Raw genomic sequence first — 18,191 nt, 5'->3', positions numbered from 1 at the left:
GACAGGCTTCATGAATTCACTTGCACAAGAGCCGTCGGCGGGTCCGCCGCTCAGCAACGTGCTGCGCATCACGCTGGTGTGCTTCGCGGTGTCGATGATCGACGGCTTCGACACGCTGATGCTGTCGTTCGTCGCGCCCTTGCTGGCGAAATCGCTGCAGATCGATCACGCCACATTAGGCCGCGTGTTCGGCGCCGGTTTCATCGGCACGGTGCTCGGCTCGCTGATCATCGGCCCGCTGGCGGACCGTTTCGGTCGACGGCCGATGCTGCTGCTGGCGCTCGCCGTAACCGGCATTTTCACGCTGGGCTGTGCCTTTGCCACGTCGGCAACGATGCTGGCCGCGCTCCGGTTTATCGGCGGCCTCGGTATGGGCGGCGCCATTCCGCCGGTGGCGGCGATCACGGCCGAGAGCGGTTCGCCGCAACGCCGCTCGTCGCTGGTGATTCTGATGTTCATCGGCTTTCCGCTCGGCGCGGTGGTGGGCGGCGCGATCACCGCGGCGTTGATGGTGCGCTTCGGCTGGCCCTTCGTGTTCCTGATGGGCGGCACGTTCGCCTTGCTCGCCATGATTCCGGTGCTGCTCGTGATTCCGGCGCAAACCGTGAGCCGCGCAGAACGGGTGGCGCGATTGCATGCGGCGCGCGGTCTGAGCGTGATCGGCGGCGTGTTTGCCGGTGGCCGGCTGCCGGCAACGTTGGCGCTGTGGTTCGGCGTGTTGTCGAGCATGATCCTGTCGGGCTTCCTGGTCAGCTTCATGCCGACCATTCTCAACATGAACGGCGTCGAACCGGGCCGCGCGGCGCTCGGTTCGGTCGTGCTCAATTTCGGCGCGATCGGCGGCGCGCTGGTGATTTCCACTCTGGTCGGCAAGCGCGGGCCGTTCGTGCCGGTGGCGATTTCCTTTCTGGGTGGCGCTGTGTTGACGGTGGCGTTAGGCCAGATCATCGGTGCGGGCAATGTCGCGCTTGCGATGCTGTTTGCCGTCGGCGGGTTTCTGGTCGGCGGGCAATTGACGTTTCCGGCGATTGCCAGCTATCTCTTTCCCGCTAACGTGCGGGCGGCCGGTGTCGGCTGGACGCTGGCGATCGGACGCATCGGTTCGATCGTCGGGCCGGTGGTCGGCGGCATTCTGCTGTCGCAGCATCTGTCGTTCGAAGCACTTTTCATGCTGGCGGCGATCCTCGCCGTAGGCGCGGCGCTCGGCATCATTCTCGCCAATGTGCTGCGGCCGCGTGAAACAGAAAGTGGCGCGGTCACGCCGACTGCGTCGTTTGCGATCACGAGTTCGGAGTTGGGAGAGGCGGGTCATGGCAAGAACTGAATTAGGCGCGGGTCTGCTCACCAGGCTGCAGGAGCTGCCGACCAGCGGCGCGCGCGCAGTCGAAGTCTTTACGACGGACGAGGGCACCTTTCTCGGCGTGCCGCAACTCGCGCGCGATGTGCCGGGTGAGGCGCCTTACATGAACGGCGGCGACAGCGACATCGAAGCACCGATCTACCGCTGGCAGGACGGCCGTTTCGTCGAGCATGAAGCGCTGCCATTGCCCGGTGGCGAAGACCTCGAGTACTTCGAAATCGACGGCCGGCGCTTCCTCGCGGTGGCGGGCATTCGAACCGGCAAGGGGCCATACGATCTCGATACCGATGCGGTGCTGTATGAACGCATCGCCGGCGCATGGGTGCCACTGCAAAGCTTTCCGGTATTCGGGGCGAAGCAGTGGACGGCTTTTTCGTTCGACTCGCGTCATTTTCTCGGCTTGTCGCAAGGCGTGGTGGTCGATGGTATCGAGCCGAAACATCCTCGCGAATCGTGCCTGTTCGAGTGGAATGGCGAGCGCTTCGTGACGTTCCAGACTTTCAACGGGAAGTGGGGCTACAACTTCGCGTTCGTGTCGTTCGGTGGCGAGCACTATCTCGCGTATGCGGACCACGTTAGCGGGTCGTCGGTGAATCGCTGGAACGGCGAGCAGTTTGTCCCGCTGCAAACGTTCGAGGAAAACGGCGGACGCGCGTTCCGGTTCTTCGAAGCCGACGGCGCGCTCTGGATGCTGCACGCGAACCTGCTCAAACACACCACGCTGTATCGATTCGACGGCGCGCAATTCGTCGAGACGCAGATGCTGGGTGGCCCAGGCGGGCGCGAACTGTGCCTGATCGACGGCAAGGAGGGGCGCTATCTGGTGCGCGTGTGCTTTATCACCGGCACGCCGAAAGCACCGGTTGTCGTGCCGCAATCGGAGATTTTCCGCTGGCGCGATGGGTGCTTCGAACTGGTGGGCGACTTCGCGACATCCGCTGCGACGGATGCCGCCAGCTTCGTCGATGACGGTCAGCGCTATCTGGTAGTCAGCAACAGCCTGAGTGAAGAGATCCGCTTTCGCACTGATTCGACGTTATACCGGTTCAACGGTTAGCGCCTAAACGACATCCCCAGCGCCCGGCCTCCCGCCGGGCATTCCCGACAGGGAACAGATATCCCTTCTGCGAGGGAGGGCACCGTTTTGCCTTTTAAAAATAAAACCACTGGAGACGAGCAATGAAAAAGTTTGCCTTGAGCTTAAGCGCATCCGCTGTACTGGCATTGAGCATGAGCAGCCAGGTTGCGCACGCACAAAGCAGCGTGACGCTGTACGGCATTATCGATGCGGGCATTACCTACTTCAGCAACGTGAACGGCCATTCGAACTTCGTCGCCAACGACGGCTCGATCCAGTCGAATCGCTGGGGCCTGCGCGGTGTGGAAGACATCGGCGGCGGCACGCGGGTCGTCTTCGTGCTGGAGAACGGCTTCAATCTTTACTCGGGCACGATGGTGCAATCGGGCGTGCTGTATAGCCGACAGGCGTGGTTGGGCATCGAAAATTCAACGTACGGCCGGTTCACGCTCGGCAAGCAATACGACTTCTTCTGGGACAACCTCACGCAGTTTGCGATGGGGCAGGTCGCCGGTCAGTACTCGTGGCATCCGGGCGACTTCGATCACCTTGCGGGCACGCTGCATATCAATAACGCGATCAAGTACACGTCGCCGAACTACCTGGGATTGCAGGCAGGCGCGCTGTATGCATTTCCTTCGCAATCCGTATCAGCGGGAACGGGACGCGTGATTGCATTTGGGCTGCGTTATTCGAACGGTCCGTTGAACCTCGGCGCCGCGTACACCGATACGCATGATCTTGGGCTGAATGGGCCGAGCCAGGCCGGCACAACGTTCTTCCCCAATCTGCCTGCCACGCCTGTGCTGGCAAGCAGCGTCAGCAGCTTCGGTGTGGGCGGCAGCTATCGCTTCGGCAGGAGCCTGACGCGCTTGCTGTTCACCGATACGCACTTCCGCATCGGCCACGACAACGGCTCGATGCCGACCTATGAAGTGAATGAGGTGTTTCAACTCACCCCCGCCACGACGCTGATGGGCGGCTACTGGTACAGCAAGCTCGGCTCGCAGAAGTGGCAGAACGGCACGCTCCTGCTCGATTACGCGCTGTCGAAGCGCACCGATGTCTATACGAGTGCGACTTATCTGCGCGCATCGGGCGGCGCGGCACCGGTGTTCCTCGGCGGCGGTGCGGCGCCGGTGTTTGCCAATGGCGTGTATGTCGGCACAGGTCAGTCGTCGACCGCGGTGCGGGTGGGGCTGCGCACGCTGTTCTAGGCCTGACGCGTCGGCAGCGACGGCGCGGTGTATTGCCAGTGGTTCATTTCAAACCGCCAGTTGGACCCGATCCGGAGTAAGCGCCAGGCGGTGGCGTTCTCCGGAGATCAGGAGACAAGCATGGATACCTATCACCAGCGCGTCATTCGATGGTTCATTGCAATAGCGATTCCACTGGTCATTCTCGGGTGCGGCGGGAGTGTTCACGACACAGCGCCCGCCGACCCCACTGTCGTCAAGACCCAGCAAGGGCAGGTTAAAGGCGTCACCGTCAACGGCGTGCGTGAGTTTCTCGGCTTGCGTTATGCAGCGCCGCCGACCGGCGCGTTGCGTTGGAAACCTCCTGTAGTTGCCGCGGCCTACACGACGAGCATGTACGACGCGTCGCACGTCGGCTCGTCGTGTGTACAGGGGACCGCGACGGCCCCGACTGGCAGTGAGGACTGTCTCTTCATCAACGTCTACGTTCCTGGCACCACGGCAAGCACCACGGCGTTGCCTGTGCTGTTCTGGATTCATGGCGGCGGTTTCATCGTTGGCTCCGGGTCCGCGACGGATGGCAGCGCGCTTGCCCAGAAGGCGAACGCGATTGTGGTGACGATCAACTACCGTCTGAATGCGCTAGGCTTTCTGGCTCATCCGGCACTAGCCGCGGAAGATCCCAACGGCGCTTCCGGCGACTACGGCATCATGGACCAGACCGCCGCGCTTGCCTGGGTGCAGAAGAATATCGCTGCTTTCGGCGGCGATCCTGCCAACGTGACGATCTTCGGCGATTCGGCGGGCGGCCATTCGGTGTATGTGCAACTTGCTTCGCCCGGTGCTGCGGGTCTGTTTGCGAAGGCGGTCGCTATGAGCGGTGGCTTTAGCCGGCAGCAGGAGACCTTGCAGCAGGCTGAAACGGATGGCATTGGCTACGCCAAAACATGGGGTTGCACGGACACCACCAGCGCCGCTTGCCTGCGCAATCTGCCGGCCTCCGCACTGCTGCAAGGCAACCCCGTGGCCTGGTATGCGACGATCGACGGCAAGGTACTGCCGAGTTCGACGAGCGCGGCATTTGCCAGTGGTCAGTACAACCGGGTGCCGGTGATATCCGGTTTCACCGAGGACGAAGGAACGTACTTCGTGGCGGCGGCATTCGACGCGCAGGGCAATCCCGTCACATCCGCGGGCTACGAAACGGCGATCCAGAATTTCCTCGACGTGCCCGCTGCCGCCACCGCGGCGCTCTATCCGGCGAGCCAGTTCACGTCGCCGAGCCAGGCACTGGCCAAAGCCACGGGCGACTACCTGTTCACCTGCAGCGAAATGCAGGATGCCGATAACCTGGCGAAGTATTCGCCAGCGGCTTACATGTACCGCTTTTCGGATCCCGCGCCCTATAGCGTACATAGCCTGATTTCATTGCTGCCGCCCACCACCATGAATTACGGCGCCTTTCACTCATCGGACCTCGACTACTGGTGGCAACTGATCCCGAGCCCGACGGCGAACCAGGCAAGCCTGTCCACGGCGATGACAACCGCACTTGCAGGTTTCGCGCATTCCGGTAATCCGAATTCGGGCAGCACGGTGGCGAACTGGCCGTTGTACACATCGGCGACCCGGCAAACGCTCGACTTCGGTTATCCGGTCTCTAACACTTACGACGCGTACACCGCGCATCAGTGCAGCTACTGGTACGGCGAGGCGCCGTCGCACGGGCTGTAGCGTATTCAGGACGGCAGGGAAGAGCGCTGCCCGTGATACATGAGTGCACCAAGCGGATGCATCACGGGCAGCGCAAAACACTACTTACTGTTTGATCCGTTCTCCGAAAACCATTCCACAAAAGCTTGTTTGCGATTCCGTATCCAGGTCGCTAGATTCATTCATATAGCAATGAATCGACGGAGGTCGCATGGCCACACTTTCAGCGACGCTAATCTGGAGCGGACTTCGGCATCCTGTGCGAAGCCTGCAGAATCAATTGTCAAAACGCCCGCCCGTCTCGTCTGAGCAATCCTCTGACGAGACGGCTGCCGCGGCTTATACCTCTCCGTCTCCCGAACGGCTCGAACGCATTGCGGCTTACGCGCGCTGCGGCTATTTCCATATGGAATACACCGCGGGCATGTTTGTCGTGCCGCTGGAGATCCCACGGGAATAACGCGCCTGGCGGCGGTGGCGTGGCAATTCCGCGGCGAACGGGCAGAGCAGGGGCGCTGCAAGCCGGAGCATCCGAACCGATGCTTCTTTAGAAATGACAATTAATTGGTTCGGCTTCGGCTGACTCTCTTTCATAGTGTCTTCTGATGGCTATAGGCGGTTGCATTCGCAGATGGCTTAGACCCGCGCGTACTGATTCGCGCGATATCGACGGAGACATCATGACGCTTGAACTCGCAGAACGCCCCACGCTTGCACTGCTCGAAGCCGCCCGTGCGAAAGCCGCGGAAGCCGGCTTGCCCTATGCCGGTGGCCTGTCGCCACAGGATGCGTGGGCGCTCGTCCAGGCCGGCGACGCCGTGCTGGTGGACGTGCGCACCGCCGAAGAACGCAAATTCGTCGGACTCGTGCCTGACAGCCTGTATGTCGCGTGGGCGACGGGCACGAGCCTGACGCGCAATCCGCGTTTCGTGCGTGAACTGGAAGCGAAAACCGGCAAGGACGCCGTCGTGCTGCTGCTGTGCCGCAGCGGCAACCGCTCGGCACTGGCCGCCGAGGCCGCGGCGAAAGCCGGCTTCACGCAGGTATTCAATGTTCTGGAAGGCTTTGAAGGGGAACTGGACGGCGCGCAACGGCGCGGCGCCAGTAATGGTTGGCGCTTTCATGGCCTGCCGTGGATTCAGGACTGACAGTCTGATCGTTCATGCTGCACTTTACGGGGAGTAACCGCTGTGGCTGTGTTTGACGTCGATGAAATTGTTCACGCGCTTCAGACGGTTCGCCAGCAATGGCGCGAAGTGCAGAAGCGCTCGCTCGAGCCGGGCGGGCGCGAATTACCGGGGCGCGAAGCGCTCTCGGAGGTCATCGACACGCTGAAGGGCGTGCTTTTTCCGATGCGGCTCGGACCACTCGATCTGCGCCAGGAAAGCGAAAACTTCTATGTCGGCCATGCGCTCGACGCCGCGCTGCATGCGTTGCTGAGTCAGGCGCGTCTGGAGTTTCACTACCGCAGCCGCCATCAACCGCCGCCCGCCGCCACGATCGAGGCGCAGGCCGGTATCGCCGTGCGCGCTTTCGCGGCGCGCTTGCCGGCGATTCGCAGCTTGCTCGATAGCGACGTATTAGCCGCGTTTCACGGCGACCCGGCGGCGGGCAGCGTAGATGAAGTTCTGCTGTGCTACCCCGGCGTGCTGGCGATGATCCACCATCGGCTCGCCCATGAGCTTTATGGGTTGGGGCTGCCGCTGCTGGCGCGCATTATCGCGGAGCTCGCGCATGCGCAGACCGGTATCGACATTCATCCTGGCGCGCGGATCGGCGCGGGGTTCTTCATCGATCATGGGACGGGCGTGGTGATCGGTGAAACGGCCATCATCGGCGAGCGCGTGCGGGTCTATCAGGCCGTCACGCTTGGCGCGAAGCGTTTTCCGCGCGACGCGCAAGGACATCTGGAAAAGGGCCACGCACGTCATCCGATCGTCGAGGACGACGTCGTGATTTATGCCGGTGCCACCATTCTTGGACGCGTCACGCTCGGGCAGGGCGCGGTAATCGGCGGCAATGTGTGGGTCACGCAGGATGTCGCGCCGGGTTCGCATGTGACGCAGGCTGTGTCGCGCAACGAAGGCACGAGCGCCGCAGCAGTCCGCGAACGGCCGCTGCGCGATCAGGAGACAGTCGCGGAGCCTGCCACGGCCGGAGCGGCTCGATGAGCGTGCTCGTCAGAGACTTCGGCGCCGCGGTGCGGCGCTTTCGTGAGGCGTCCGGCTGGTCGCAGGAGCAATTGGCCGAGCACGCCGGGCTCAACCGGTCTTATGTCGGCGAGATCGAGCGCGGTTCTGCGATCGCGTCGATTGTCACGCTCGACAAGCTTGCCCGTGCTTTCAACGTGCCGGTCGAACGCCTGCTCAGCCATTCGTCCGATGGCGTGAGCGTTGTCGCGCGCCCGCATTCCACACTCGCCGATCCTGCATCTGCCCGCTAGACCGCTGCTTTGCCGTCTATAGCATGTTGAACGGCCAGCGGCGTCTTCCCATAATCAGTTTCGTTCATAAGCTTTCCTGCTTTTCTTCTATCAATCCTGGAGCTTCAGATGACAGCAACAGTCGGCGGCCTGACGGCGCTCGGCGATACCGCAGCACGGCAACTAGCCAATGCCACCAAAACCGTTCCGCAACTCGCCACGATCACGCCCCGCTGGCTCACGCATCTGCTGCAATGGCTGCCGGTCGAGGCAGGTATCTATCGTCTGAACCAGGTGAAGAATCCTGAAGCCGTCAAAGCGGCCTGCACCGCGCGCGAAGATGAAAGCATCCTGCCGCGCACATTCGTGCCGTACGAAGAGCAACCGCGCGAGTACTTCCTGAATGCGGTCAGCACGGTGCTCGACGTGCACACGCGAATCTCGGATCTGTACAGCAGCCCGCACGACCAGATCAAGGAACAGCTGCGCCTCACGATCGAAACGATCAAGGAGTTGCAGGAAAGCCAGCTGATCAACAACCCGGATTACGGCCTGCTCGCAAATGTCGCCGAAGAGCAGCGCGTGTTTCCGCTGACCGGTGCGCCGACGCCCGACGATCTCGACGAGTTGCTGACCAAGGTATGGAAAGAGCCGGCGTTCTTCCTGACGCATCCGCTCGCGATTGCCGCCTTCGGTCGTGAATGCACACGCCGTGGCGTGCCGCCGCCGACGGTCAGCCTGTTCGGCTCGCAGTTCCTGACATGGCGCGGCATTCCGCTGATTCCGTCGGACAAGGTGCCGGTTGCCGACGGCAAGACCAAGATCCTGCTGCTGCGCGTGGGCGACAAGCGCCAGGGCGTGGTCGGTCTGTTCCAGCCGGGCGTGGCCGGCGAACAGGGTCCGGGGTTGTCGGTGCGCTTCATGGGCATCAACAATCATGCGATCGCGTCGTATCTGATCTCGCTCTATTGCTCGCTCGCGGTGCATTCGCCGGACGCGCTGGCAGTTCTCGATGACGTGGAGATCGGCAAGTACCATGACTACCCAGACACCTACAAGTAAGCCCATGGATAGCGTCCTGCCGCACGATGTGCCGACGGGTCCGCCCGCGGGTTTGCCTGACCCGGCAACGTTAGCGTCGCTAGCCAATGCGTTCTTCTCTGCGCTGCCTGGCAACGCGCCGCAGGTAGGCGGTGCACCCGACGTGGCCGCCACGCTGCCGTTCACGGCGCCTGTGACCAGCGAGATCAGCAATCCGGCTCCGGCCGGTTCGCCGCTCGCGGGTCCCGGCGGCGCGGGCACTGGCGTGCCTGGTGCAGCGTTGCCGCAGGGGCATGTGCCGGGAGGCAACCTGTTGCCTTCAGCACCTACGCATGTTCTGTCGTTGGGGAATCGCGCGCCTGCGTTGGCTCCCCATGCCGTTGCGCAGAACGGCTTGCCAGATAGCGCGGTGACCGTTGCACCCGCGCTCGATCCGCGCTTTGGTGGGGCGGCGCTGGGCGTGCCTGAAGCACACGGTGCGCAGCGTCCGTCCGCGGGTGGTGCAGCGCCTGCGTCGCCTTATTATTTCCTGGGCGAAACGGCGCAAGCCCGGACGTCGACGGTGGCTTCGCCGGATATCGTCGTGCCGGGTTGGAACGAAGTCAGCGCGCAATCGCTCGGACTCCCTGGTGTCGATCAGCCGCTCGCCGAGCAGCGCTTCCCGTACGACAGGCCGGCCGCATCGCAAGCGGCGTCGGGCGTCGCACCGGCGCAGCACACCACCGGTTCGCACTATTTCCTGAATCTGAATGAGGGATCGCAGTTTCCCGGGCACTCTTCCGCTAAGACGGATGGCGTGCCGCATGCCGGGCCGTCAGCGCATCCGCCGTTCGATGTGAATGCGATTCGCCGGGACTTTCCGATTCTGCAGGAACGTGTGAACGGCCGTCAGTTGGTGTGGTTCGACAATGCCGCGACCACGCACAAACCCCAGGCGGTGATCGATCGGCTTGCGTATTTCTACACGCATGAAAACTCGAACATCCATCGGGCCGCCCATGCGCTGGCCGGCCGCGCCACGGATGCGTACGAAGCCGCACGCAGCAAGGTGCAGCGTTTCATCGGCGCGGCGTCGCCGGAGGAAATCATCTTCGTGCGCGGCACCACCGAAGCGATCAACCTGATCGCGAAGACGTGGGGTGTGCAGAACGTTGGCGAGGGTGACGAGATCATCGTCTCGCACCTGGAGCATCACGCCAACATCGTGCCGTGGCAGCAGCTTGCCGCGCAAACCGGTGCCAAGCTGCGCGTGATTCCGGTCGACGACAGTGGCCAGGTTCTGCTCGACGAATATCGGCGCCTCCTCAATGACCGGACGAAGATTGTGTCGGTGACGCAGGTGTCGAACGCGTTGGGCACCGTGGTGCCGGTGAAGGAGATCGTCGAGCTCGCGCATCGTGCAGGTGCGAAGGCGCTGGTCGACGGTGCTCAGTCTGTGTCGCACATGCGGGTAGATGTGCAGGCGCTCGACGCGGATTTCTTCGTGTTCTCCGGTCACAAGGTGTTCGGTCCGACCGGCATCGGCGTGGTCTACGGCAAGCGTGCGATTCTGGAAGATATGCCGCCCTGGCAGGGTGGCGGCAACATGATCGCGGACGTCACCTTCGAGCGCACCGTATTCCAGCCTCCGCCGAATCGTTTCGAAGCGGGCACGGGCAATATCGCTGATGCAGTGGGTCTGGGCGCTGCGATCGATTACGTTCAGCGCGTGGGCATCGAGAATATCGCGCGCTATGAACACGATCTGCTGGCGTATGCGACGAGCGTGCTGCAGCCCGTGCCGGGTGTGCGTCTGATTGGCACGGCGCGCGACAAGGCCAGCGTGTTGTCCTTTGTGTTGAAGGGCTACGAGACCGAGGAAGTCGGGCAGGCGCTGAACGAAGAGGGCATCGCCGTGCGCTCAGGGCATCATTGCGCGCAGCCGATCTTGCGGCGCTTTGGCGTGGAAGCCACGGTGAGGCCGTCGCTTGCGTTCTACAACACCTGCGATGAAGTCGATGCGCTGGTGTCGGTTGTGCGTCGGCTGTCTTCGCGACGCTAATAAAAAACGGCGGCCGTTTGTTACGGCCGCCGTTTTCTCATGCCTGCATTCAGGCAATCCCCGCCAGATAATCCCACGGATAAATTCCTTGCGCGTGTCCGTCGCTGAACGCGATCTGCACGCCGTAGCCCATCGGCTGCATGTCGACAATCGCCAAGTGCGGCTCGATTCGCGTCGTCTTGCCCGAATGCGTCAAGCGACGGCATGTTGAGCAAGGGCATCGTTCTCGCAGCGTGGCGTTGTCGATCCACTTCGTTTGGCCATCACGCCACGTTAGGGACAGCCGCCCCGTCGCGGCATGAATCGTTACGTGTTCGGGCGCGTTCATCAGTGAGCCTTTTCAATTTGCGCCAGCGCTATACGTGCGGCCTTGCGGACTTCCGGGTCGGGATCGGTTGCGGCTGTGTGCAAGGCCGGCAACGACGCTGTGTCGCCCAGTTCGCCGAGCGACAAGGCCGCTTCCTTGCGCAGATTGCTGATTGCATGCGTGAGCAGTGCGGCCACTGCTGCGTTCGCGGTTGCATTTGCATCGCCGAGTTTGCCTAACGCGCGGACTGCCTGGAGACGGACTTGCCAGTAGTCGTCATCGAGCGCCGCGATCAATGCACCCTGTGCGCTCGACGCGCGCAGTTTGCCGAGCGTGGCCGCAGCTTCTTCACGGACCTGCCACGCGGCATCGAGCAACGCGCTCAGCAACGCGGCGATGGTTTCATCCGTCGCTGCTGCGCTGATACCCAACGCGCCGATTGCCGCGCGTCGCACGGCGGCGCTCGCATCCTGCGCGGCGATGGCGGTAAGAGGACCCAGCGCGCGTTCGCTTTTCAACCAACCAAGCACGCTCACGGCTTCGAGTCGCACACCATCCTCGCTTGCGCTCAACGCGGCCAGCGCGGGTTCCAATGCGCCCGTATAGCGCAATTCGCGCAGACCGCGAAGCGCAGCCTGACGCACGAACGCATCGCTATGCGTGGTCCAAGGCGCGAGTAAAGGTCCGGATTCTGGGTCCTTCAGATTGGACAGACTCTGCGCGGCTGCGTCGCGGACATTTTCAGCACGATCTGCCAGCGCTTCGCATAGCGCCTCGACCGCGTCGGTGCGCTCCCATGCACCGAGCACTTCGGCGGCCTGAGCCCGAACGTCCGATGACGTGTCGGTGCGTAACGCGGCGACAATCGGTCCGAGTACGGCTTCGTCTTCGAGATCGGCGAGCGCAAGGAGGGCGATGCGGCGCACGGCGGCGTCCGCGGACGCGAGGCGCGGCAGGAGTGCGGCGGCTTCCGGATCGAGGGAGTCGGGGTCGAACGTCAGCGGAAGCGAAATATCGGTCATGAGTTGAGTGGTGTCTGGAGTGAATTAGCGCAGCAGATAAGGAATGTCGACCCTGACCGCGTCGGTCGGGCAATCCTTCTCGCACGGCATGCAGTACCAGCATTCGTCGAACTTCATGTACGCCTTGCCTTTGCTCAGGTCGATCGCGAGCAGGTCGAGCGGGCATACATCCACGCAGACCGTGCAGCCTTTATCGGCGATGCATTTGTCTTCGTCGATCGTGACCGGCGCGGCGCTGCGCTGGAAAATGTTGTGCGGTGTCGTAGACATGGTGGCTCCTCAAGCGTCGGCCAGCGCGGGCTCGCCGATGCGCAGGTTCTGATAGGCGTGACTCTCATGGTCGTCGAGTGGCACCACGTACGGTTCGACGGCGCGTTTTTCGCTGACCATGCGACCCGCTGCGTCTTTCTTCAGATGCGTGTGGCAGAACCACTCCGCGTCGTTACGCTGCGGATAGTCGACGCGATGGTGGTACAGGCCCCAGCGGCTTTCCGTGCGATACAGCGACGCGTGTGCCGCCATTTCGGCGCAATCGCGAATCGCCCGTACTTCCGCGGCGCGCATCAGTTCGTGCGGATTGTCGGCTTTGATCTGGTCGATATCGGTGGCGATTTCAGCGAACCGTTGCAGGCCGATTTCCATCTTGCGCGTGACCTTCGGCGGCTGAAGATAGTCGTTCACCATGCGGCGCAGCTTGTATTCGACCTGAGCCGGCGCAAGTCCTGTCTCGCGTTCGAGCGGCGCATAGATTCGCGCCCGTTCGGCTTCTATCTGCTCGCTATCGAGCGCCGCAAGCTCACGATCCTCGACGTATTGCGCCGCGTTTTGCCCCGCGAACCAGCCGTAGGTGAACGCACCGAGCATGTAGTTGTGCGGTACCGCGGCCATGTCGCCTGCGGCGTAGAGACCGGCGACCGTGGTTTCCGCGCGCTCGTTCACATAGACGCCGGAAGCGCTATGGCCGCTGCAAAAGCCGATCTCCGAGATGTGCATCTCGATCATCTGCTGCCGGTAATCGGTGCCACGTCCCGCGTGAAAGCGTCCCCGGCTCGGGCGCTCATTCGTGTGCAGAATCTGCTCGATGGTTTGAATGGTTTCTTCGGCGAGATGGTCGAGCTTCAGAAATACCGGCCCGTTACCGCTTTGGAGTTCCTGATAGAACTCCCACATCATCTGGCCGCTCCAGTAATCGCATTCGATAAAACGTTCGCCCTTGCCGTTGGCGGTGAAGCCGCCGAGGGGGCCCGTCACATAGGCGCAGGCGGGGCCGTTGTAGTCCTTGATCAGAGGGTTGATCTGGAAGCACTCGAGGTTCGCTAGCGCTGCACCAGCGTGATAAGCCATCGCGTAGCCGTCGCCGGCGTTGGTGGGGTTCTCGTAGGTGCCCATCAGATAGCCCGAGGACGGCAAACCGAGCCGTCCTGCCGCCCCGCAGCTGAGAATAACGGCCTTCGCGCGCACCACATAGAAATCCGCCGTGCGGCAATCGAAGCCCAGCACGCCGCAAGCGCGCCCTTGCGCATCGGTCAGAACGCGCGTGACGACGATGCGATTGGTGATCGCAATGCGCGCGCGTTTGAGCTGCCGGTAGAGCACTTTCTTGATGTCATGGCCTTCCGGCATCGGCAGAACGTAGGAGCCCATGTGATGCACTTTCTTGACCGCATAGTCACCTGTGCCATCTTTTTCGAACTTCACGCCCCAGCGATCGAGTTCTTCGATGGTCTTGAAACTGTGCTGGGCGTAGGCGTAGACGGCGGCCTGATCGACGATGCCGTCGTTGGCGATGGTGATTTCCTTGGTGTACTGCTCGGGCGTGGCGTGGCCCGGGATGATGGCGTTATTCAACCCGTCCATGCCCATCGAAATCGCGCCGCTGCGTTTCACGTTGGCCTTTTCCAGTAGCAGTACCTTCAGATTCGGATTCTGTTCTTTTGCTTTGACGGCAGCCATCGGACCGGCGGTGCCACCTCCCACGACGACCAGGTCGTACTCGATCACGTGCGTATTCATTTCGTCTTCCTTGTGGTCTGCTTCTCTTTCTGGCGGTCGATGCGAAAGCGGTACTGAAACGCGTCGCCGCGGAAATAGAGGTATTCGTAATCGATCGGTGTGCCGTCCGCGCTATGCGTCAGACGTTCGATGCGCAGCACCGGGCTGCCTTCTTCGACGTTCAATGCTTCGACGATTTCATCGTCGGCGAGAATCGCGTCGATGGAGACGTCGGCGTGGCCGAGCGGCACGGCGCAGTCGTTCTCGAGAATCAGGAAGATGTCGCGCGTGACGAGATCCGCGTTTGAGAGGCGTTTGCCTAACGCTTCCGGCACCCACGTGATTTCGAGCGACACCGGCTCGCGATTGAGCATCCGCACGCGCTGGATTTCCGCGACCTTCGCGCCCTCGGGCAGTTGAAGCCGGCTTGCAATGTGCGTGGTGGCAGGAATGAAGCGGATATGTTTGAGCTGGTTGACGATCTCATAGCCCATCGACGACATCGCTTCGGCGAAGCCTTGCAGCGCGCTGACGTTCTGGAAGGCTTTCGGCTTGGAGACAAAGGTGCCCTTGCCGTGCAGTTTGAAAACGAGGCCTTCTTTTTGCAGATCGCCGAGCGCTTGCCGCACGGTGATACGGCTAACGTTAAACATCGCGCAGAGGTCGTTTTCAGACGGCATCTGCGAATGGGCCGCATACGTGCCGTCGAGAATGCGCGAGCGCAAAGCAGTCTTGATCTGCTCGTAGAGCGGCGGGGTGGAGAGAGGCAGCACGTTGACCGGGTTGGGTTTCTGCATGACCTGTGGGTTGTCTGTACTTGTTATGACAAGTTGCATCATAGTCTAGTGAGGGAGCCCGGAGGGGCGAACGAAGATTTTGTGCTTTGCATTTCTGCGGAACAGCTTTTGGTGTGTCCGATAGCGCCGGAGCCCCGGTGCAGCGTGTTCGGCGGGCGGTTACCGAGTGGTGGGCGGGCGCAAGCAGCGTCGGCGAAGGACGATTAAACTGGCCCGACCTGTTTGCGATGGAGCTTGCTACATGTCACGTCAGCTTCGCCTCGGCGCTTTCATGCGTCCGACGACAATTCATACCGGCGCATGGCGCTATCCCGGCGCCTATCCCGACGCCAACTTCAATTTTGCGCATCTGAAGCGCTTCGCGCAGACGCTCGAGCGTGGCCGTTTCGACGCGTTCTTCATGGCGGATCACCTCGCGGTGCTGAACATGCCGCTTGACGCGCTCAAGCATAGCCACACCGTCACGTCGTTCGAGCCGCTGACGTTGCTGCCTGCGCTGGCGGCGGTCACGGAACGGCTGGGGCTTATCGCCACGGCGTCCACTACGTTCGATGCGCCGTATCACGTCGCAAGGCGCTTTGCCTCGCTCGACCATATCAGCGGCGGCCGCGCGGGATGGAATCTCGTGACCACATCGAACCCCGACGCCGCGCTCAATTTCGGTCTCGACGAGCATGTCGAACACGACGAGCGGTATCGGCGCGCCCGTGAGTTCTTCGACGTGGTCACCGGCCTCTGGGACAGTTGGGCAGACGATGCCTTTATCCGCGATACCGAAACCGGCACCTTCTTCGATCCGGAGAAACTGCATGTGCTGAACTACAAGAGCGAGAACTTCTCGGTGCGCGGCCCGTTGAATATTGCGCGCCCCGTTCAGGGATGGCCCGTCATCGTGCAGGCCGGATCGTCGGAAGCAGGACGCCAGATTGCTGCGGAAACCGCCGAGGTGGTGTTCACCGCGCAAACCCTGCTGGCTGACGGCAAGCGTTTCTATGCCGACGTGAAGGGCCGGATGGAAAAACTCAGGCGTGAACGCGATCACATGAAGATCCTGCCGGCCGCCTTCGTGGTTGTCGGCGATACCCTGGAAGAGGCGCTGGAAACACGTGCGCGGCTCGATACGTTCGTGCACTACGAGAGCGGCATCGCGTCGTTGTCGATTGCATTGGGGCATGACGTGTCCGGATTCGATCCGGACGGCCCGTTGCCCGAGATTCCCGAAACCAATGCGAGCCGGACAGCGCGGCAGCGGGTGGTCGAATGGGCGCAGCGCGACGGGCTGACGATTCGGCAACTCGCTCAACGCATCGGCGGATACTCGGGGCTCGAGATGGTGGGTACGGCGAAAATGATCGCCGATCAGATGGAGCAATGGCTGGTGGAAGAGGGCTCGGACGGGTTCAACGTGATGTTCCCGTATCTGCCGGGCGGCCTCGACGACTTCGTGGACAAGGTCATTCCCGAATTGCAGAAGCGCGGCTTGTTCCGGCGCGAATACGAAGGCGCGACGCTGCGCGAGAATCTGGGTTTGCCACGGCCTGAGAACCGTTTTTTCGCTCGGGTGAAATGACCGGACTACAAATTGGCTTACTTCACGGCGCGTTTGCGCGCCGAGGTGACGCCCGGAATCTCAATCGCGTGTTCGCCGGTCCGAGTATGCAGCGTGTTGAAAAAGAGCGCTTACGCGGTAGCGGCCGCTTCCCGTGGATGCAAGTGGCGACTGACAGGCCGTCGCAATCGGAAGTGTTCACGCAGCGTGCTGCCCTCGTACTCGGTACGGAAAAGACCACGTTGTTGCAAAAGCGGAACCACACCGTCGGCGAAGTCCTGCAAGCCACCCGGCAGAACATCCGGCATCAGATTGAAACCGTCAGCAGCGCCGCCTTTGAACCAGTGTTCGATATCGTCGGCGATCTGTTCCGGCGTGCCGACGACGACACGATGTCCGCCGCCGCCCGCAAGCGCGCGGATCAATTGCCGCGCCGTGTATCCGTGGGTCCGCGCCTGTGCGAGCGTGGCGTTGAAGAACGTGTGATTGCCATTGCCGTTGCCGGGCAATGAGAGATCGTCCGGCAGGCGCTCGTCGAGTTTCAACCGGTCGACGCTAATGCCCAAGATGCCCGCCAGTCGGGTGAGGCTATAGGTCCATGGAATCAGATCGACCAGTTCATCGCGGCGGCGCAGGGCCTCGGCTTCGGTTGCGCCGATTATCGTGGTGAGTCCGGGTAGCACGCGAATTGCGTTGTTGCCACGTCCCCACGCCGCGGCGCGGGACTTCAGTTCGCGCGCGTAGGCGGCGGCTTCGTCGAATGATTGCGATGCTGAGAACACGGCTTCCGCGTGCCGTGCCGCGAGTTCGCGTCCGTCAGCTGATCCGCCTGCCTGAATCAGCACGGGGTGCCCCTGTGCACTACGCGGCAAGTTGAACGGACCATCGACACTGAAGTATTTGCCGCGATGGTCGATGCGATGCACCTTCGTGGTGTCGATGAAGCGGCCGCTCGCCTTGTCGCCGATAAAGGCGTCGTCTTCCCAGCTATCCCACAGCGCCTTCACCACCTCCGTGAATTCGGCTGCGCGCTCGTAGCGTTGCGCGTGATCGGGCACCGCCTCGCGGCCGAAATTGCGGGCTGAGCCGAGATCGGCGGTCGTCACGATGTTCCAGCCGGCCCGGCCTGCACTGAGCTGATCGAGCGTGGCAAAGCGGCGGGCGATGTTGTACGGCTCGTTATAACTCGTCGATGCCGTGCCGATTACGCCGATATGCGTCGTGGCCGCGGCAATGCCGGCGAGCAATACGGTCGGCTCCAGCGCCGTGATCGGGCGGAAGTCGATCTGATCGGCAATCGAGGCGTTATCCGCGAGAAACACGGCATCGAATTTCGCCGCCTCGGCAATCTGCGCGACACGAACGTAGTGGGCGATATCGACGAAGGCGCGCGGATCAGCTTCGGGCGTGCGCCATGCGGAAGGGACAAAGCCGGAGTGGAGGATATTGACGTTCAGATGAAGCTGGCGCGGCGGGTCGGTTCTCATGGTCTTGTCGAATGCGGAAGCAGCCAGCAACGAACGGACGAACGCTCTGACCGATTTGCCCATTGTCGAGTAGCGGATCGTTCGAGACCACGAAGGAATTCTGGCATCGATATGCCGGCGAAGACTAAGCGCCGGGCTACATCGCTCTCTGGTCGCGGTTCGCCATGCGCGACGCTTTGCATATCA

The 18,191-nt window shown here is 62.2% G+C and carries 17 protein-coding genes; 11 read left to right on the top strand and 6 right to left on the bottom strand.

Translation table 11 applies throughout. The features are described from left to right. Positions 1-10: 10 nt before the first annotated feature. From M0D66_RS22720 to M0D66_RS22675, 10 genes are all read left to right on the top strand, one after another. Complete coding sequence (locus M0D66_RS22720; protein WP_266211647.1) at positions 11-1,324, top strand: MFS transporter; 1,314 nt, start codon at positions 11-13, stop codon at positions 1,322-1,324. Then, the gene (locus tag M0D66_RS22715; RefSeq protein ID WP_200618607.1) at positions 1,311-2,417 is read left to right on the top strand and encodes a hypothetical protein; all 1,107 of its coding nucleotides are present in this window, start codon (positions 1,311-1,313) and stop codon (positions 2,415-2,417) included. Before M0D66_RS22720 ends, M0D66_RS22715 begins: the two co-directional genes overlap by 14 nt. 122 nt (positions 2,418-2,539) lie before the next feature. Continuing rightward, positions 2,540-3,655: a porin gene (locus M0D66_RS22710; RefSeq protein ID WP_266211646.1), complete on the top strand. Its 1,116-nt coding sequence runs from the start codon at positions 2,540-2,542 to the stop codon at positions 3,653-3,655. A gap of 120 nt (positions 3,656-3,775) precedes the next feature. Beyond that, positions 3,776-5,368, top strand: a complete 1,593-nt coding sequence (locus M0D66_RS22705) for a carboxylesterase/lipase family protein (protein ID WP_266211645.1) — start codon at positions 3,776-3,778, stop codon at positions 5,366-5,368. Between the two features lie 190 nt (positions 5,369-5,558). Continuing rightward, the gene (locus tag M0D66_RS22700) at positions 5,559-5,807 is read left to right on the top strand and encodes a hypothetical protein (RefSeq protein ID WP_093632360.1); all 249 of its coding nucleotides are present in this window, start codon (positions 5,559-5,561) and stop codon (positions 5,805-5,807) included. Positions 5,808-6,027: 220 nt separating this feature from the next. Continuing rightward, positions 6,028-6,495, top strand: a complete 468-nt coding sequence (locus tag M0D66_RS22695; RefSeq protein ID WP_256456380.1) for a rhodanese-like domain-containing protein — start codon at positions 6,028-6,030, stop codon at positions 6,493-6,495. A 42-nt stretch (positions 6,496-6,537) separates the two neighbouring features. Then, a complete protein-coding gene (epsC, locus tag M0D66_RS22690) occupies positions 6,538-7,518 on the top strand; it encodes a serine O-acetyltransferase EpsC (protein ID WP_256456381.1) in 981 nt (326 codons plus the stop codon). Then, positions 7,515-7,790, top strand: a complete 276-nt coding sequence (locus M0D66_RS22685) for a helix-turn-helix domain-containing protein (RefSeq protein WP_266211644.1) — start codon at positions 7,515-7,517, stop codon at positions 7,788-7,790. The genes epsC and M0D66_RS22685 overlap by 4 nt, the downstream gene beginning before the upstream one ends. 108 nt (positions 7,791-7,898) lie before the next feature. Further along, positions 7,899-8,831 (top strand): family 2A encapsulin nanocompartment shell protein, encoded by a 933-nt coding sequence (locus tag M0D66_RS22680; protein WP_054040017.1) that lies wholly within the window; start codon positions 7,899-7,901, stop codon positions 8,829-8,831. Beyond that, a complete protein-coding gene (locus M0D66_RS22675) occupies positions 8,806-10,851 on the top strand; it encodes a family 2A encapsulin nanocompartment cargo protein cysteine desulfurase (protein WP_266211643.1) in 2,046 nt (681 codons plus the stop codon). The genes M0D66_RS22680 and M0D66_RS22675 overlap by 26 nt, the downstream gene beginning before the upstream one ends. A gap of 49 nt (positions 10,852-10,900) precedes the next feature. On the opposite strand, the gene M0D66_RS22670 is transcribed toward M0D66_RS22675, so the two are convergent. Genes M0D66_RS22670 through M0D66_RS22650 form a run of 5 tightly spaced genes read right to left on the bottom strand, consistent with a single transcriptional unit; the run spans position 10,901 to position 14,969 of the window. Beyond that, positions 10,901-11,179, bottom strand: a complete 279-nt coding sequence (locus M0D66_RS22670) for a DUF971 domain-containing protein (RefSeq protein ID WP_093632371.1) — start codon at positions 11,177-11,179, stop codon at positions 10,901-10,903. Next, the gene (locus M0D66_RS22665; protein WP_266211642.1) at positions 11,179-12,180 is read right to left on the bottom strand and encodes a HEAT repeat domain-containing protein; all 1,002 of its coding nucleotides are present in this window, start codon (positions 12,178-12,180) and stop codon (positions 11,179-11,181) included. Before M0D66_RS22665 ends, M0D66_RS22670 begins: the two co-directional genes overlap by 1 nt. 24 nt (positions 12,181-12,204) lie before the next feature. After that, on the bottom strand, positions 12,205-12,450 hold the full coding sequence (locus M0D66_RS22660; protein WP_054040025.1) for a ferredoxin family protein: 246 nt from the start codon (positions 12,448-12,450) through the stop codon (positions 12,205-12,207). A 9-nt stretch (positions 12,451-12,459) separates the two neighbouring features. Continuing rightward, entirely contained in the window at positions 12,460-14,193 is a 1,734-nt protein-coding gene (locus M0D66_RS22655; RefSeq protein WP_266211641.1) for a fumarate reductase/succinate dehydrogenase flavoprotein subunit, read from the bottom strand. Beyond that, positions 14,190-14,969 (bottom strand): GntR family transcriptional regulator, encoded by a 780-nt coding sequence (locus M0D66_RS22650; RefSeq protein ID WP_266211640.1) that lies wholly within the window; start codon positions 14,967-14,969, stop codon positions 14,190-14,192. The genes M0D66_RS22655 and M0D66_RS22650 overlap by 4 nt, the downstream gene beginning before the upstream one ends. A gap of 241 nt (positions 14,970-15,210) precedes the next feature. Between M0D66_RS22650 and M0D66_RS22645 the strand changes: the two genes are divergently transcribed. Beyond that, positions 15,211-16,539, top strand: coding sequence for an LLM class flavin-dependent oxidoreductase (locus M0D66_RS22645; protein WP_266211639.1), 1,329 nt, complete (start codon positions 15,211-15,213; stop codon positions 16,537-16,539). Positions 16,540-16,649: 110 nt separating this feature from the next. On the opposite strand, the gene M0D66_RS22640 is transcribed toward M0D66_RS22645, so the two are convergent. Then, positions 16,650-18,005: an LLM class flavin-dependent oxidoreductase gene (locus M0D66_RS22640; RefSeq protein WP_266211638.1), complete on the bottom strand. Its 1,356-nt coding sequence runs from the start codon at positions 18,003-18,005 to the stop codon at positions 16,650-16,652. Positions 18,006-18,191: the final 186 nt, after the last annotated feature.

The organism is Paraburkholderia sp. SECH2 (genome assembly GCF_030464795.1).
Classification (GTDB): Bacteria; Pseudomonadota; Gammaproteobacteria; order Burkholderiales; family Burkholderiaceae; genus Paraburkholderia; species Paraburkholderia aspalathi.
This window is presented reverse-complemented; position numbering and strand designations above follow the sequence as displayed.

What these genes read in the sequence shown, in the direction of transcription:
- M0D66_RS22710 (WP_266211646.1), top strand. Translation starts at nt 2,540, where the DNA reads ATGAAAAAGTTTGCCTTGAGCTTAAGCGCATCCGCTGTACTGGCATTG.
- M0D66_RS22680 (WP_054040017.1), top strand. Translation starts at nt 7,899, where the DNA reads ATGACAGCAACAGTCGGCGGCCTGACGGCGCTCGGCGATACCGCAGCA.
- M0D66_RS22705 (WP_266211645.1), top strand. Translation starts at nt 3,776, where the DNA reads ATGGATACCTATCACCAGCGCGTCATTCGATGGTTCATTGCAATAGCG.
- M0D66_RS22670 (WP_093632371.1), bottom strand. Translation starts at nt 11,179, where the DNA reads ATGAACGCGCCCGAACACGTAACGATTCATGCCGCGACGGGGCGGCTG.
- M0D66_RS22665 (WP_266211642.1), bottom strand. Translation starts at nt 12,180, where the DNA reads ATGACCGATATTTCGCTTCCGCTGACGTTCGACCCCGACTCCCTCGAT.
- M0D66_RS22660 (WP_054040025.1), bottom strand. Translation starts at nt 12,450, where the DNA reads ATGTCTACGACACCGCACAACATTTTCCAGCGCAGCGCCGCGCCGGTC.
- M0D66_RS22675 (WP_266211643.1), top strand. Translation starts at nt 8,806, where the DNA reads ATGACTACCCAGACACCTACAAGTAAGCCCATGGATAGCGTCCTGCCG.
- M0D66_RS22720 (WP_266211647.1), top strand. Translation starts at nt 11, where the DNA reads ATGAATTCACTTGCACAAGAGCCGTCGGCGGGTCCGCCGCTCAGCAAC.
- M0D66_RS22655 (WP_266211641.1), bottom strand. Translation starts at nt 14,193, where the DNA reads ATGAATACGCACGTGATCGAGTACGACCTGGTCGTCGTGGGAGGTGGC.
- M0D66_RS22715 (WP_200618607.1), top strand. Translation starts at nt 1,311, where the DNA reads ATGGCAAGAACTGAATTAGGCGCGGGTCTGCTCACCAGGCTGCAGGAG.
- M0D66_RS22685 (WP_266211644.1), top strand. Translation starts at nt 7,515, where the DNA reads ATGAGCGTGCTCGTCAGAGACTTCGGCGCCGCGGTGCGGCGCTTTCGT.
- M0D66_RS22700 (WP_093632360.1), top strand. Translation starts at nt 5,559, where the DNA reads ATGGCCACACTTTCAGCGACGCTAATCTGGAGCGGACTTCGGCATCCT.
- M0D66_RS22645 (WP_266211639.1), top strand. Translation starts at nt 15,211, where the DNA reads ATGTCACGTCAGCTTCGCCTCGGCGCTTTCATGCGTCCGACGACAATT.
- M0D66_RS22640 (WP_266211638.1), bottom strand. Translation starts at nt 18,005, where the DNA reads ATGAGAACCGACCCGCCGCGCCAGCTTCATCTGAACGTCAATATCCTC.
- M0D66_RS22650 (WP_266211640.1), bottom strand. Translation starts at nt 14,969, where the DNA reads ATGCAGAAACCCAACCCGGTCAACGTGCTGCCTCTCTCCACCCCGCCG.
- M0D66_RS22695 (WP_256456380.1), top strand. Translation starts at nt 6,028, where the DNA reads ATGACGCTTGAACTCGCAGAACGCCCCACGCTTGCACTGCTCGAAGCC.